This window comes from Pseudomonas helleri (assembly GCF_001043025.1).
In the GTDB taxonomy this organism is placed as follows: Bacteria; Pseudomonadota; Gammaproteobacteria; order Pseudomonadales; family Pseudomonadaceae; genus Aquipseudomonas; species Aquipseudomonas helleri.
The window spans coordinates 350,697-365,777 of record NZ_JYLD01000002.1; the positions used below are offsets into that span (position 1 = coordinate 350,697).

Annotated in this window: 15 protein-coding genes; 5 read left to right on the forward strand and 10 right to left on the reverse strand. The window is 57.2% G+C overall.

Annotation, left to right across the window (positions count from 1 at the left end; all coding sequences use genetic code 11):
* Nucleotides 1–35 precede the first annotated feature (35 nt).
* Complete coding sequence (locus TU84_RS04275) at nucleotides 36–740, forward strand: FadR/GntR family transcriptional regulator (RefSeq protein WP_048367805.1); 705 nt, start codon at nucleotides 36–38, stop codon at nucleotides 738–740.
* Between the two features lie 24 nt (nucleotides 741–764).
* Nucleotides 765–1,427, forward strand: a complete 663-nt coding sequence (locus TU84_RS04280; protein ID WP_048367429.1) for a GntR family transcriptional regulator — start codon at nucleotides 765–767, stop codon at nucleotides 1,425–1,427.
* Between the two features lie 14 nt (nucleotides 1,428–1,441).
* On the opposite strand, the gene yjiA is transcribed toward TU84_RS04280, so the two are convergent.
* From yjiA to katB, 7 genes are all read right to left on the reverse strand, one after another.
* Nucleotides 1,442–2,410: a GTPase gene (yjiA, locus tag TU84_RS04285; protein WP_048367430.1), complete on the reverse strand. Its 969-nt coding sequence runs from the start codon at nucleotides 2,408–2,410 to the stop codon at nucleotides 1,442–1,444.
* A gap of 118 nt (nucleotides 2,411–2,528) precedes the next feature.
* Nucleotides 2,529–2,726, reverse strand: a complete 198-nt coding sequence (locus TU84_RS04290) for a YbdD/YjiX family protein (RefSeq protein WP_048367431.1) — start codon at nucleotides 2,724–2,726, stop codon at nucleotides 2,529–2,531.
* Between the two features lie 12 nt (nucleotides 2,727–2,738).
* Nucleotides 2,739–4,808: a carbon starvation CstA family protein gene (locus TU84_RS04295; RefSeq protein WP_048367433.1), complete on the reverse strand. Its 2,070-nt coding sequence runs from the start codon at nucleotides 4,806–4,808 to the stop codon at nucleotides 2,739–2,741.
* Nucleotides 4,809–4,930: 122 nt separating this feature from the next.
* On the reverse strand, nucleotides 4,931–6,127 hold the full coding sequence (locus tag TU84_RS04300; RefSeq protein WP_241486375.1) for a Fic family protein: 1,197 nt from the start codon (nucleotides 6,125–6,127) through the stop codon (nucleotides 4,931–4,933).
* Nucleotides 6,128–6,257: 130 nt separating this feature from the next.
* The gene (gene radA, locus TU84_RS04305; RefSeq protein WP_048367434.1) at nucleotides 6,258–7,625 is read right to left on the reverse strand and encodes a DNA repair protein RadA; all 1,368 of its coding nucleotides are present in this window, start codon (nucleotides 7,623–7,625) and stop codon (nucleotides 6,258–6,260) included.
* Nucleotides 7,626–7,670: 45 nt separating this feature from the next.
* The gene (locus TU84_RS04310; RefSeq protein ID WP_048367435.1) at nucleotides 7,671–8,201 is read right to left on the reverse strand and encodes an ankyrin repeat domain-containing protein; all 531 of its coding nucleotides are present in this window, start codon (nucleotides 8,199–8,201) and stop codon (nucleotides 7,671–7,673) included.
* A 112-nt stretch (nucleotides 8,202–8,313) separates the two neighbouring features.
* On the reverse strand, nucleotides 8,314–9,855 hold the full coding sequence (katB, locus tag TU84_RS04315) for a catalase KatB (protein WP_048367436.1): 1,542 nt from the start codon (nucleotides 9,853–9,855) through the stop codon (nucleotides 8,314–8,316).
* Between the two features lie 268 nt (nucleotides 9,856–10,123).
* Between katB and mscL the strand changes: the two genes are divergently transcribed.
* The gene (mscL, locus tag TU84_RS04320) at nucleotides 10,124–10,537 is read left to right on the forward strand and encodes a large-conductance mechanosensitive channel protein MscL (protein WP_048367438.1); all 414 of its coding nucleotides are present in this window, start codon (nucleotides 10,124–10,126) and stop codon (nucleotides 10,535–10,537) included.
* A gap of 65 nt (nucleotides 10,538–10,602) precedes the next feature.
* On the opposite strand, the gene TU84_RS04325 is transcribed toward mscL, so the two are convergent.
* A complete protein-coding gene (locus tag TU84_RS04325; protein ID WP_048367439.1) occupies nucleotides 10,603–11,379 on the reverse strand; it encodes a ferredoxin--NADP reductase in 777 nt (258 codons plus the stop codon).
* A gap of 374 nt (nucleotides 11,380–11,753) precedes the next feature.
* On the opposite strand from TU84_RS04325, the gene TU84_RS04330 reads away from it, so the two are divergent.
* Both TU84_RS04330 and TU84_RS04335 read left to right on the forward strand, forming a co-directional pair.
* A complete protein-coding gene (locus tag TU84_RS04330) occupies nucleotides 11,754–12,467 on the forward strand; it encodes a LuxR C-terminal-related transcriptional regulator (RefSeq protein ID WP_082148618.1) in 714 nt (237 codons plus the stop codon).
* A 165-nt stretch (nucleotides 12,468–12,632) separates the two neighbouring features.
* Complete coding sequence (locus tag TU84_RS04335) at nucleotides 12,633–13,757, forward strand: methyltransferase (RefSeq protein ID WP_048367440.1); 1,125 nt, start codon at nucleotides 12,633–12,635, stop codon at nucleotides 13,755–13,757.
* An 88-nt stretch (nucleotides 13,758–13,845) separates the two neighbouring features.
* Here the strand turns inward: TU84_RS04335 and TU84_RS04340 are convergent, their stop codons facing one another.
* Together TU84_RS04340 and cydB are read right to left on the reverse strand one after the other, a co-directional pair.
* On the reverse strand, nucleotides 13,846–14,013 hold the full coding sequence (locus TU84_RS04340; protein WP_048367442.1) for a DUF2474 domain-containing protein: 168 nt from the start codon (nucleotides 14,011–14,013) through the stop codon (nucleotides 13,846–13,848).
* A gap of 57 nt (nucleotides 14,014–14,070) precedes the next feature.
* Nucleotides 14,071–15,078, reverse strand: a complete 1,008-nt coding sequence (cydB, locus tag TU84_RS04345) for a cytochrome d ubiquinol oxidase subunit II (protein ID WP_048367444.1) — start codon at nucleotides 15,076–15,078, stop codon at nucleotides 14,071–14,073.
* Between the last annotated feature and the right edge of the window lie 3 nt (nucleotides 15,079–15,081).

Sequence of the window (15,081 nt, forward strand, 5' to 3'; positions counted from 1 at the left end):
TCTTCTAACCCCTTTTGTTGCTCATGGAGCGAAAAGTGATCACCTCGTCAACGGTTGTAAATTCGGTAGTAGCCAAACTCAGGGCGGCCTTGGCCAGCGGGGAATGGCGCAGCGGAGAGATGCTGCCCGGGCAACGGGAGTTGGCTGAAAAGCTCGGCATCAGCCGCCCCAGCCTGAGGGAAGCCATCATCGTGCTGGAGACACTGGGGCTAGTCCGTACCCTGCCGAGCAAAGGCGTGGTGGTGCTGCAAGCCAACGCCAGCGAATCTCCCCAGCAGGAGAACGCGGTGGCGCAAGCCAGCATGGAAGATGTACTGCAACTGCGTTACACCCTTGAGCCGTTTATCGTCGGGCTGGTCGCGCAGTCCATTCGCAGCAAAGAGGTCGGCCAGTTACGGCTAACGCTAATGGACATGCGCGAAGCCCTGGAAGCCAACGACAGCGAGGCCGGGGTCAATGCGTACATCGCCTTTCATGAAGAGCTGTTTAACCTGACGTCTAATCCCATCTTCCAGAGCGTTGTTCAACAAACCAGCAACGCCCTCAAACAAAGTGCACAAGTGCTGCGCAACTCACCTGAGCACATGGCAGAAAGACTGGAAGAAAATGAGGCCGTGGTGCGCGCCATTCGTGCCAAAAACAGTGCGTTGGCGGGCGCCGAAATGCGTCGCCATATTCTGCGCGAAGGTCAGCGCGTGGGCATTGAACTGAACATACCTGACGAAAACCCCGGCAGTTAACACGTTTCAGACAGGAGTCTGGCCATGAGTGCTTATGCTTTGTTGCCGTCCAATGCGTCACTACCCGATTCACGCCCCTTGCAGTCAGCGCCGTGTACCGATGACGTGTACGCCCGTGTGCTGGACGCCATTGTTGACCAACGTCTACCCCCCGACAGCCGGTTGAATGAAGAGCGGTTGGGCCGGGAGTTCGGCGTGAGCCGCTTGCAGATTCGTCATGCCCTTTCGCTACTGACGTATCAGCACGTCATTACGTTGCAGGCTAAAGTGGGCGCACGTATCGCCTCACCGTCTGACGAGCAGATCTGCCAAGCCCTGCATGCCCGGCGTTTGACTGAAACGGCCTTGATACCCATGGCCTGTCAACGGGCACAAAGGCCCGACATCGATCATTTGCATCATTTGATCGAGCGCCAGCGCCAGGCCTGCGCGGACAATCAGCGGGGCCGGGCCATACGCTTGGCGGGTGCATTTCATCTGCATTTGGGACACATGGCCGGGAACGCACCCTTGGCGTACTTCCTGGCCAACTTGATACCCATGACATCACTGGCCATTGCGCGCCGTTCAGACGGGCCCGAGGCTTGGCAGCAGCAGATCGCAATGGCCAACGCGGTGGAAAACAAAGATGAAGCCACCGCGTTGGCATTGTTGAATCATTATCTGGGTGAGCTGGTTCCAGGGTGATCGCAGGGGCCGAGCTAAAGGGTCAGTTGCGCAAACCCTTCGCGAATCTTGGCTTCGGGCAGGTCATCTGCAATAAACACCATCACGCTTTCACGGGCCTCGCCTTCGGCCCATTCGGTGTCCCAGTCAAAGCCGTAGAGCTTGAGCACGCCCTGGAACACCAGCCGGCGCTCTTCGCCTGCGATGTTGAGCACGCCTTTGTAGCGCAGTAATTGTTTACCGTGGCTTTCGAGCAGGTCGTTCATAAACGTGCTGAGGCTGTCGATATCCAGCGGTGTGTCGGTACGCAGTACCAGGCTGGAGATACGGTCAACCGAGGCCGCCGGCTGCACCGGGCGCAAGCTCAAGCCGCCGCCCAGGTCGGCGTTCAAGTTAAACCCGCGCACATCGAGCAGTTCTGCCAGGTCGATTTTGCCGTGCTCAACCACGCGAATCGGGGCACGCCGGTTGATCCGCGTCAGGCGCTCGCACAGCCCATCAAACGTGGCGTCGTCAACCAGGTCGCGCTTGCTCACCAGCAAACGGTCGGCAAAGCCGATCTGTGCCTGGGCGATGGTTTGGCTCAGGTGCACGTCGGCATGGGCGGCATCGACCAAGGTAATGATGCCGTCGAGCAAGTAGCGCTCACGCAGCTCTTCATCAATGAAGAAGGTTTGCGCCACCGGGGCCGGGTCGGCCAGGCCGGTGCATTCAATCACTAAACGGTCAAAGGCAATTTCGCCGCTGTCCAGCCGCTCGAGCAGCAGGTAGAGGGCTTTGGTCAGGTCGGTGTGGATGGTGCAACACACGCAACCATTGGCCAGGGTCATGACTTGCACCGGCTCGTCGCCCAGCAATTGGGTGTCGATACCGGCATCGCTGAATTCGTTTTCGATCACGGCAATTTTCAGCCCGTGTTCGGCTTTAAGCAGGTAACGCAACAACGTGGTTTTACCGGCACCCAGAAACCCGCTAAGGATGGTGACGGGGATGGGAGATGACATGCTCAGGTCTCCTTGAAAGAGGGAGCGCAAAAACAACTGTAGGAGCGAGCTCGCCTCGCGATCTTTTCAAGGTTCAAAAGATCGCGAGACAAGCTCGCTGCTACAGAGGTCTAGCTATTTAACAGCACTTGGGCCCGCTCTTGCCGCCGTAACGGGCTTCCTGGCGCTCGCGGAAGAACGCCTCGTAGCTCATCACCGGCTTGTCCGGGTGATTGGTTTGCATATGCTCGACGTAGTTGTCGTAGTCGGGCATGCCGACCATCAGGCGCGCGGCCTGACCGAGGTATTTACCGAGGCGACTCAGGTCATTGAACATGGCTGCATTCCTCTATCGTGCATCGGGCATCGCCTTGAAGGGCGTTTCTTTGTCCGTCCGCTCTTTGTTGCCCCAAGCGGCAACGCCGACTTTGAGCGCGTAGAACAGGATGCTGAACACCACGAACAGGAACAGGACGGTCAGCCCCGCGTTGGTGTACGCGTTGATGATGACGTGCTGCATCTGGTCGATGTTTTTCGCCGGGGCAATCACTTGGCCTGCGTCCAGCGCCGTGCTGTATTTTTTCGCCAGCGACAAGAAGCCGACCGCCGGGTTAGCGTCGAACAGCTTGATGAAGCCTGCGGTGGTGGTGCAGATCAGCAGCCAGACCGCTGGCAGCATGGTGACCCAGATGTAGCGTTGACGCTTCATTTTGATCAGCACAACCGTCGCCAGCATCAGCGCGATACCCGCCAGCATCTGGTTAGAGATACCGAACAGCGGCCACAAGGTGTTGATGCCGCCCAGCGGGTCGATCACGCCTTGGTAAAGCAAGTACCCCCACATCGCCACGCAGCCTGCGGTCGCAATGAGGTTGGCCGGCCAGGATTCGGTGCGCTTGAGCGCTGGCACGAAGCTGCCCAACAGGTCTTGCAGCATGAAGCGACCGGCACGGGTACCGGCGTCGACAGCGGTCAAAATAAACAAGGCTTCAAACAGAATGGCGAAGTGGTACCAGAACGCCATGGTGTTTTCGCCCGGCAACACATGGTGCAGGATCTGCGCGATACCCACGGCCAGTGTCGGAGCGCCGCCCGCACGGGCCAGTACGGTGGTTTCACCGATGTCTTTGGCCAGGGCAGTCAACGCATCCGGGGTAATGGCAAAGCCCCAGCTGGTCACGGTTTGCGCCACAGTCACCACGTCACCGCCCACAATGGCAGGCGGGCTGTTCATGGCGAAGTACACACCCGGCTCGATCACCGAAGCGGCAACCATTGCCATGATGGCCACGAAGGACTCCATCAGCATGCCGCCGTAGCCGATGTAACGGGCGTTGGCTTCGTTATCCAGCAGTTTAGGGGTAGTACCCGAGGAGATCAGTGCGTGGAAACCCGACACCGCGCCGCAGGCAATGGTGATGAACAGGAACGGGAACAGACCGCCTTTCCAGACCGGGCCATTGCCGTCGATGAACTGAGTCACGGCCGGCATTTTCAGCTCGGGCATGGTGATCAGAATGCCGATGGCCAGCGCGATGATGGTGCCGATTTTGAGGAAGGTCGACAGGTAGTCACGCGGTGCCAGTACCAGCCACACCGGCAATACCGCAGCCACAAAGCCATAACCGATCAGCATCCAGGTGATTTGCACACCGGTGAAGGTGAACACGTGGGCCCACTCCGGGCTCGCGGCAATTTGCCCGCCCAGCCAGATCGAACCGAGCAACAGCAGCACACCGATGATCGAGATTTCACCGATGCGACCCGGGCGTATGTAGCGCATGTACACGCCCATAAACATCGCAATCGGGATGGTTGCCATCACCGTGAACATGCCCCATGGGCTCTCGGCCAAGGCTTTAACCACGATCAGCGCCAGCACCGCGAGGATGATGATCATGATCAGGAAGCAGCCAAACAGCGCGATGGTGCCAGGCACCTTGCCCATTTCTTCGCGCACCATGTCACCCAAAGAGCGACCGTTGCGACGTGTGGACATGAACAAGACCATGAAGTCTTGAACCGCGCCCGCCAGTACCACACCGGCAATCAGCCACAGTGTGCCGGGCAGGTAGCCCATTTGCGCAGCCAGTACGGGGCCGACCAAGGGGCCAGCGCCGGCGATGGCGGCAAAGTGGTGTCCGAAAAGGATGTGTTTGTTGGTCGGCACGTAGTCCAGACCATCGTTATTGAGCACCGCAGGCGTTGCCCGGTTGGGATCCAGTTGCATCACGCGAGTGGCAATGAACAGACTGTAATAACGGTACGCGACCAGGTAGATAGCCACCGCTGCAACTACAATCCACAGCGCGTTGATCGCCTCTCCCCGGCGTAATGCCACCACGCCAAGGGCGCAGGCTCCTACAATTGCCAGCACCAGCCACGGGATGTGGCGTAGCAGGCTATTTTTATTATTCATTTTTATATTCCGGCCAGTTGGACAAGAAGTACCGCTCTCGGAGTGTAGCGCTCCTGACTCTAAAGACCACCCCCTTACCTTGGTCTAGAGCCTTCTTTTGCAGATTTATGCTGGGCGTACGCTTAAATAAAGCGTCGATGCAGATCAGGGAAAACCAGTTGCGCGAACCACACTGGAAATCCTGGATAGATCAGCCGTGATTTTGGCGACGGGCTGTCTACCACGCCCAACTGCACAAGCTTCTTTAATTGATTGATCGCGGTTCGCTCACCCAGCCCCATGAACACTTTGAAGTCATTACGCGCTACAGCCCCCTGAGTTATCAGGATATGCAAGGCGCGGGCAATTTCCGGCTTGATCTCTGCGGCCATAAATCGCTCATCGAAAGCGACCGCCCGTTCAAGTCGCGCGCGTAATGCATCACGGTCCAGCGCCTCCAGCATGTAACTCATCTGGTCGATACAGGTGCGCAGCATAAAACGCACGAAAGCCTGTAAGGCTTTTAAAGACAATTGCCCTCGCCCGTCCAGATCGCCCTGGCGATGCTGATCCGCCTGGGCCAGGTGCTGGTAATACGCTTCGTGCTCGCGGGCCAGCCCACGGGACAGCGACCACAAGGGTGAGGCCAGCCCCAACTTCAAGAGCTGTAAATGCGTGACCATGCGCACCACCCGACCATTGCCATCGGGGAAGGGATGCACCCACGCCAGGCGGTGGTGATAAGCCAATGTGGCAATCAACCGATAGCGGGGATCGGCCAACCGCCCATACACAACCTGCATGCGCTCAAGCATCGGGCGCACCGCCTGATAAGCCGGCGCCTCATGCTGACCGACGGACACATTGAGCCCGGCCATGTCTCGGAGTTGTCCGGGCACCATCGGCGCCTTTAACCCATCAATGTGCAGTTCTTGCTCACTGGCATCACGAAACAGGCCGCGATGGATGAGGGAGACAAAACTCACGGCAAAAAGATCTGCCCAGCCAGTCCCTACATCCCGATCAATGATGCGTTCAAATGCGCGTTGAACGTGAACGTGTGACGTCGCGATTTCAGTTAACTGCTTGGCCGAGCGTTTGATCTGCGCTTTTTGCTCGATCACCTTGGGCTCGGTGTACTGCCCTTCAATCAGGTTTGAATAAAAGCTGTTGGTCAGTTGCAAAAGCCGACCAATACGCTCACGGGTCTCTGCCGGGTAAAGCCCTTCGAGCCGTCCTTTAAGGGTCAGCATTTGATCTGCCATCTCAACCATATCCACGGGGACAGGTTCGAACAGCAACGGCTCAAGCCAGCTAATGGAGGTGTACAGGTCGGTCATGGCCGGTCTCTTTTGCAGATTTTTTTGCACATATTATTTATAGACTACAGCCTATAAATACGGGCTAAAACCGACGTTAACAGACAAACCACAACGCGCCTATTGCAGATTTTTTTACACATTTAAAACGCTATTCAAACAACGCATCCAGCGCTTGTTCCAGGCGGGTCACCGCAATGATAGTGAGACCCGGCGGGGATTCTTTGGGGGCGTTGCCTTTGGGCACGATGGCGCGTTTAAAGCCGTGTTTGGCGGCTTCTTTCAAACGCTCTTGGCCGCTCGGCACCGGGCGTACTTCACCTGACAGGCCGACTTCGCCAAACACCAGCAAGTCGTGGGGCAGCGGGCGGTTGCGCAAACTGGACATGACGGCGGCCATCAAGGCCAGGTCTGACGCGGTTTCCAGCACTTTGACCCCGCCCACCACGTTGAGGAACACGTCCTGGTCGTGGGTCGGGATGCCGCCATGGCGGTGCAGCACCGCCAGCAACATGGCCAGCCGGTTTTGATCGAGGCCCAAGGTCACGCGGCGCGGGTTGGACATGTGGCTGTCGTCCACCAGCGCTTGTACTTCAACCAGCATCGGCCGTGTCCCTTCCCACGTGGCCATTACCACGCTGCCCGGGACTTCTTCTTGTGCCCGTGTCAGGAAGATCGCAGACGGGTTGGAGACTTCTTTCAGGCCTTTGTCGGTCATGCCGAACACGCCCAGTTCGTTGACCGCGCCGAAACGGTTTTTAACCGCCCGCAACAGACGTAACCGCCCGTCGGATTCACCTTCGAAATACAACACGGTGTCGACCATGTGCTCCAGCACGCGGGGGCCAGCGAGGGCGCCCTCTTTGGTCACGTGACCGACCAGAAAGATCGCCGTGCCGCTGGATTTGGCGTACCGCACCAGCAACGCCGCGCTCTCGCGCACTTGCGACACGCCGCCCGGTGCAGATTGCAGTTGCTCAGTGAAGATGGTCTGGATCGAGTCGATCACCATGACCTTGGGCTTTTCGAGCTTGGCCGTGGCGATGATGTTTTCGATGCAGGTTTCGGTCATGACCTTGAGCTGGTCCTGCGGCAAGCCCAGACGCCGGGCGCGCATGGCCACTTGCTGCTGGGATTCTTCGCCGGTGACGTACAGCGCGGGCATGCGCGTGGCCATCTGACACAAGGTTTGCAGGAGGATGGTTGACTTGCCGATGCCGGGATCACCGCCGATCAGCACCACAGAGCCGTCGACCAGACCGCCACCGAGCACCCGGTCGAGCTCGCCGGAGGCGGTCGAAAAGCGCGGGATTTCTTCGATGCTGACTTCGGCCAGGGTTTTGATTTGCGCCTGTTGCCCGGTCCAGCCGGTGCGGCCACTGGGAGGCGCAGCAGCGCCGCTTTCAACAACGGTTTCTACCAGGGTGTTCCAGACGCCGCATTCTGCGCACTGCCCGGCCCACTTGGGGAAAGTTGCACCGCACTCGGTACAGCCGTAAATGCGCTTAGGCTTGGCCATCGGAACTCCGCACAAAAACCGCGATGATAGCCCACAAGGCGGCGATCAGTGCGACTCGGGCATGCGGATTTCACCCTTGATCAGCTGAGCGGCGGTATTGCCCTGGGCATCCTTGGCATTCAGGTCGGCGCCTTTTTGCGATAAATCGTTGAGCAGTTCGACGCGCTTGAACAACCCGGCAAACATGGCCGCGGTCTGCCCAGCACCGTTGCGCTGGTCGGGGTTGCAGTCGGTGTTCATCAGCCGCCGGGCGATTTTGAATTCGCCTTTGAAAATGGCGCCCATCAGCGCGGTGTTGCCGCGCAGGTCTTGCGCACAGGCATTGGCGCCCGCCTTGAGCAAGTGCTCGACCGCCTCGTCATGGCCGTTATAGGCCGCAAGAATCAAGGCGGTGTAGCCTTTGCTGTCCTGGGCATCGAGGTCAAAGTGCGAGTCGATGAAAGTGTCGAGCATGACCACGTCGCCACGCCGGGCGGCGTCGAAATAGTAGCCCTTGAGTTGGGTCTGGGTGTCGGGCTGGTCGGCAACTGCCCACCCACTCAACAGCAGCATCGTAGCTAAAGCAAAAATTCGCATGTGTACGCTACCTATAAAGGTCACAGATCCATGTAGGAGCGAGCTTGCTCGCGATCTTTTGATCGTTTTCAAGATCGCGAGGCGAGCTCGCTCCTACAACGACCGGCGAAGGTTAATCCACCAGCTTGGCCGCCAGTGCCTTGACCCGTGCCAGGTCGCCTTTGGCCACTTTGGTCACGCCGGTGCCGTACTCCGGGTCTGCCTTATAAAGGAACGACAGGATGATGTGCTTGCTGACGTCATCGGTGGTGGCCAACGAGCCGCCGAAGTTTTCAATCAGATCCTGACGCTCTTTCTTGCTGTATGAACGGTAAAGATCGCCTGCCTGTTTGAAGTTCTGCTCACGCTGGATCTTCGCCTGCTGGGTCGTGCCCGACAGCGGCATTTGGCTGTAACGCGCGGTTTGCGGCTCTTCACGCGGCTCCAGTCGGCTTGGCTGGTAGTTCACGCCCGAGGTGCTATGACCGGTGTTCATCGCGCCGTCCTGATTGCCGTTGTTGACCGTCACCCGTGGGGCGTTGATCGGCAATTGCAGGGCGTTGGCGCCCAAACGGTACATCTGCGTGTCGGCGTAGGAGAACACCCGACCTTGCAGCAAACGGTCTTCAGACGGTTCGATGCCTGGCACCAGGTTGGCCGGCGCCATGGCCACTTGCTCGGTCTCCTGGAAGACGTTGGCCGGGTTACGGTTCAGTACCATCTGGCCGACTTTGCGCTCTGGCACGTTCGGCCAGATTTTGGTCGCATCCAGCGGGTCAAAGTCGAACGACTTCAAGTCTTCAGGCGTGAGCACTTGCACGTACAGATCCCACTTGGGGAAGTCGCCCTGGTTGATGTGCGTGACCAGGTCGTGGGTCATGTGGCTGTAGTCACGGCCCTGCACCTGGGTGACTTCTTTAGGGTCGAGGTTGTGAATGCCTTGCAGGCTCTTCCAGTGGAACTTCACGTAGTGCACTTCGCCCTTGGCATTCACCAGTTTGTAGGCGTGCACACCATTGCCGTCCATTTCGCGGTAGCTGGCCGGGGTGCCCGAGTCGGAGTACAGCTCGGTCAGGGTGCGCGTGGCTTCAGGCACATGAGAGAAGAAATCAAAGCGCCGCGAGTCATCGTCAAGGTTAGTGCGCGGGTCGGGCTTAAACGCGTGCACCATGTCCGGGAACTTGATCGCATCACGAATAAAGAACGTCGGGAAGTTGTTGCCCACCAGGTCCCAGTTGCCGTCTGCGGTATAGAACTTGGTGGCAAAGCCACGCGGGTCACGCAGGGTTTCCGGAGAGTGGTTGCCATGAACCACCGCCGAGAAGCGCACAAACACAGGCGTGGTTTCGCCGGCCGCAAACACCCGGGCTTTGGTCAGGTCACTGAGGTCGTTGGTCACGGTGAAGCTGCCGTGGGCGCCGGTGCCGCGGGCATGCACCACGCGCTCGGGAATACGCTCGCGGTCAAAGCGCTGCAGCTTTTGCAGCAGTTGTACGTCTTGCAGCAACACGGGGCCATTGGCGCCGGCCGTTTGTGAGTTTTGGTTATCACCGACCGCCGCGCCGTTATCGCGGGTCAAGGTAGCGGCGTGAACGGAAACCGATAGCAGGCTGATGCTCAACGCACTAAGCAGGCGTCGTTGGGTACGGGGCCCAAGGCCGAAAGGGGTGGTCATGCACGTGTCCTCTGGTTATTAGCTACGTAGTCACTACGTTGCGCAAAGGTTAGAGGCGCGGGTGGGGTTCTCTAAATTGAAAGGTCTGAACCGCCCCATTAAGAAAAAAGGCTGGCTTGAAGACGCTAAAGGCGTTAAGCGCTGAAACGTTTAAACTTATACGCCGCTTGCGGGTCAACCCATGAGATTGCAAGTGGCCTGGCAGGCGAGATGCGCAAGGCTGATTTACACTGCATCTACCAACCTCATCTGTAACAAGGAATAACCAATGAGCGTCTTAAGTGAGTTCAAGGCCTTCGCGGTCAAAGGGAACGTGGTCGATATGGCCGTGGGCATCATCATCGGCGCTGCGTTCGGCAAAATCGTTTCATCCTTCGTCGGCGATGTGGTCATGCCGCCTTTGGGGCTGTTGATTGGCGGCGTGGACTTCTCGGACCTGGCCATTACGCTCAAAGCGGCGGCCGGTGACGCCCCTGCGGTGGTATTGGCTTATGGCAAGTTCATTCAGACCGTCATCGACTTTGTGATTGTGGCGTTTGCCATCTTTTTGGGTGTTAAGGCGATCAACCGCCTGCGCCGTCAAGAAGAAGTCGCCCCAAGCACCCCGCCACTGCCTTCTAAAGAAGAAGAACTGCTGGGTGAGATCCGCGACCTGCTCAAAGAACAAAAGAACCGGCCATAGAGGCCCGGGCTTAAACAACGGCGCTTAGAGGCGCCGTTGTTTATTAAAGACCTTGTTTAGTTGACCTACCAATAGTTCTCTACCGCAACTTGCCCGGGACGACGCGAAAGGCTTAGTTGCAGATTGCGTGCTTTCAACAAGTTGCGCGTATCATCAATCATTTGTGGATTACCGCACAACATGACCCGCGAGTGCTCGGGTGTTAGTTCAATGCCCGCCGCACGCTCAAGCTCACCGTTTTCAATCAGCGTTGTTATACGCCCGTTTAACGCACCCGCCGTTTGTTCACGGGTCACTATCGGTATATAGGTCAGTTTGTGTGCGTATTCGACGAGATAATCACGCTTTCCCAGTTCAGCGATTAAATCCTGATACGCCAGTTCACGTGCTTCCCGCGCGCTGTAAACCAATACGATGCGTTCAAATTTTTCCCATACTTCAAAGTCTTGCAGGATCGAGATGAACGGTGCGATGCCGGTTCCTGTTGCCAACAACCACAGGTCCCGCCCGTCGACAAAACGGTCCAGAGTCAGGTAACCAAAGGCCTGGCGCTCTACCAGCAAGGTATCGCCCACCTGTAAGCGGCTCAGCTCACTGGTGAACTCCCCCCCCGGCACCACGATTGAAAAGAAATCCAAAAACTCGTCATACGGGGAAGACACCATGGAATAGGCGCGCCACACCGTACTGCCGTCGGCCTTGGTCACGCCCAGCCTTGCAAACTGCCCTGCGCGAAAGCGAAACCCTTGGTCGCGGGTGGTGCGCAAGGTAAACAGGTTGGGGGTCAGGGGTTTAACATCGAGCAGCGTCTGGCGGGTGAATTTTTCTGCGCTGGCGGTCATGGTGCGCTCCATTGGGCTGATGGCCCTAGTGTCGCGCAAACACGCAGGGAGGAACACCGACGGTTTGTGATGGCTTTGAATTCATAGGAGAAACAGGGAGGGCTTCGCACTCGTACAGAAATGTGTAACGAGTTGTTAATTATGTTTAGCGCCATCAACTTTAAACATTGCTTTCAACACTAAGCCTCAACCAAAAAATGGCGCCAAAAAAACAAATCGATAACAAGCGTGAAAAAAACGTTAAATCCTCAGAGACTTAAAACACTAGAGCAATTACTCTTAAAACAGATCGAGAAAATTCCTACATATTCTTGAGAATTATGAACTACTATTAAATTCCACATTGGATCCACCTTCTGGGAGCCCCACGCATTATGGGCACTGCCAATCGTTTTTATACAAAACAAGAACTTACCCAAAAGGGTGAATCCACTTTACTCACTTATGCACGCAATCGAATTGAACTATGCGGATTTGATAGCTTTTTGTTCAGAATGGCCCCACAACAAAGAAGCCTTCAAATAGATAGAAAAATACTGACTAATCACCCAACCGAATTTATAGATACTTTTGACGCGTGCTGTATTACCCATAAAAACCCAATTGAAAACCATTTCAAAAAGTCCATTGATCCACTGGTATGGGACCAGCAGTTATTCAGTGAAACACCTGAACTCAAGGACGTATCGCAGTCATATGGGCTCAATTATGGTTGGTCGCTGTCGGCTCACGACGCCAAAGGGACGGTGAGCATCCTGAGCCTGACCCGACGGCACTCGCCTGTTTCAACCCAGGAGTTCGATGAAAAAGTGGGCGACTTGCTATGGCTATGCCACCAGTTGCACACCGCGATGTACGAAAAATTCTTTCTGAACATGCGCCTAAATGATCCCGGCAATCATCTGTCTACGCGTGAGTCAGAGATCCTGAAATGGACCGCCCAAGGCAAAACGGCGTCTGACATTGCCATGATCCTGAATCTGACGCCGCGAACCGTAAATTTTCACATCAGCAGCGCGATGCGAAAAATGGGCGCCACCAACAAGACGTCTGCCGTGGTGATCGCGGCCAAATGCGGTCTTCTTTGATGCACCGTCACACCTGAGCAACCGGCACCCCGACCAAAAGCGTCGGGCAATCTCCGGTAAAAAAACGTAAAATCGCCAGCACCTGAAAATGCCACGGCCTCCATGGCTGCTTGAATGCCTTTGAGCTCAATTCAAGCCGTTGTCGATGCCCCAGAGTTTGTATAGATGCCTGCGCTCGAAAGTCCTTTCGCCCAACTCCACTTGATCCGTCAGCCTGAACAACAGAATGAGCCACTTCAGGCCTTCGATGCTGCGGATGAGTATTTGCTCAACCACGTGGCCGAATTGGCGATGCCGGCCAACAGCCGGATATTGGTGCTCAACGACAGTTTTGGGGCCTTGGCCGTCAGCCTGGTCAGTACGATGCACGTCACCAGCAGCAGTGACTCGTTCCTGGCCATTCAAGGCCTGGAAAAGAATCTGGTGCGCAACGGCCATGCATTTGATGCGGCTTCGATTATTCCCGCCAGCCAGCCACTGGCAGGCCCATTCGACTGCGTACTGGTGCGGGTGCCAAAAACCCTGGCGTTGCTGGAAGAGCAACTGATTCGCCTGCAAGGGCAATTGGCTCCGGGCGCACAGGTGATTGCCGGTGCGATGATCAAACACTTGCCACGTGCGGCAGGGGATCTGCTGGAGCGCTATATCGGCCCGGTGCAAGCCTCGCTGGCGGTCAAAAAAGCCCGCTTGCTGGTGGCGACGGCACAGGGCCTTGGGCCGTTTACCTCGCCCTACCCTTCACGTTACGCGCTGGACAAGCCTGCTATCGAGCTGCTCAACCACGCCAACGTGTTCTGCCGTGAAGGGCTGGATATCGGCACGCGGGCGTTTTTGCCACACCTGCCGACCAACCTGGGCTCGGCCCGCGTGGCCGACTTGGGCTGCGGGAATGGTGTACTGGCCATCGCCAGCGCCCTGAACAACCCACAGGCGCACTACACGCTGGTCGATGAATCGTTTATGGCGGTGCAATCGGCACAGGAGAACTGGCAGGCCGCGCTGGGCGATCGCGACGTGACGGTACGTGCAGGCGATGGCCTGGCGGGGCAGGCGCCGAACTCATTGGACGTGGTGTTGTGCAATCCGCCGTTTCACCAGCAACAAGTGGTGGGCGACTTTTTGGCCTGGCGCATGTTCCAGCAAGCCCGTGAAGCGCTGGTGGTCGGCGGCGCGCTGTACATCGTGGGCAATCGCCACTTGGGCTATCACAGCAAGCTGGCCAAGTTGTTTCGAGGGGTTGAGCAAGTGGCTGCCACGCCTAAATTCGTCATCCTCAAGGCGCGCAAATAACTGTAAAAACCCTGTAGGAGCGAGCTTGCCTCGCGATCTTTTAACCACTCAAAAGATCGCGAGGCAAGCTCGCTCCTACCGTAGTTGTTTAGTGGCTTTTCATGCCCGCTGCGGTCATGAACAGGCGGATCAACATGGCAAATACGGCCAAGCTGGCCACGCTGGCGGTCCAGATCAACACCAACCAACCAATGCGTTGCCACAGCGGCTTTTTCTCACACGCTTGCACGTCGTTTAAATAATCTTTGCCAGCCATGTTCAGGCACTCCTCTGAGAAAAGGCTGCGCCCGGTGGGGCGCAGCGGCACTTGCAACTAGTGGTAACCGTCTTCGTGGGTGACTTTGCCGCGGAACACGTAGTAGCTCCAGTAGGTGTAACCCAGGATAAACGGCAGGATGAACAAGGTGCCCACCAGCATAAAGCCCTGGCTTTGTGGCGGTGCAGCGGCCTCCCAGATCGAAATCGACGGCGGGATGATGTTCGGCCACAAGCTGATGCCCAAACCGCTGTAACCCAGAAAAATCAGCAGCAGGGTCAGCAGGAACGGCGTGTAGTGGGCATTGCGCGCAATCGCCTTGAACAGCCCGTACATGGTCACCAGCACCAGAATCGGCACCGGCAGGAACCAGAACAGGTTCGGCAAGGTGAACCAGCGTGCGGCAATGTCTGTGTGCGCCAGCGGCGTCCACAAGCTGACAACGCCCATCACCACCAGCAGGGCAATTGCCAATGGCCGCCCCAGGTTGTGCATGCGCTCTTGCAGCGGGCCTTCGGTTTTCATGATCAACCAGGTGCAACCGAGCAAGGCGTAGGCCACGATCAAGCCGAGGCCGCAGAACAGGCTGAACGGTGACAACCAGTCCAGCCCGCCACCGGCGTATTCACGGTTGACCACCGGTATCCCTTCAATAAAGGCCCCCAGCGCCACGCCCTGAAAGAAAGTGGCGATGATCGAACCCCAAATGAACGCTTTGTCCCAGATGTGACGCTTGTCGGCCTTGGCCTTGAAGCGAAACTCAAAGGCCACACCGCGGAAGATCAAGCCGACCAGCATCAGGATCAGCGGCAGGTACAGCGCCGACAGCACAACCGAGTAAGCCAGCGGGAAGGCGCCAAACAGCGCCGCACCGCCCAGTACCAGCCAGGTTTCGTTACCGTCCCAGACGGGGGCAACGGTGTTCATCATCACATCGCGGTCTTTCTCGCCTTTGATGAAGGGGAAGAGGATGCCGATCCCGAGATCGAAGCCATCCATGACCACGTACATCATGACGCCAAAGATGATGATGATTGCCCAGATAAGTGGCAGATCAATACCCATGAC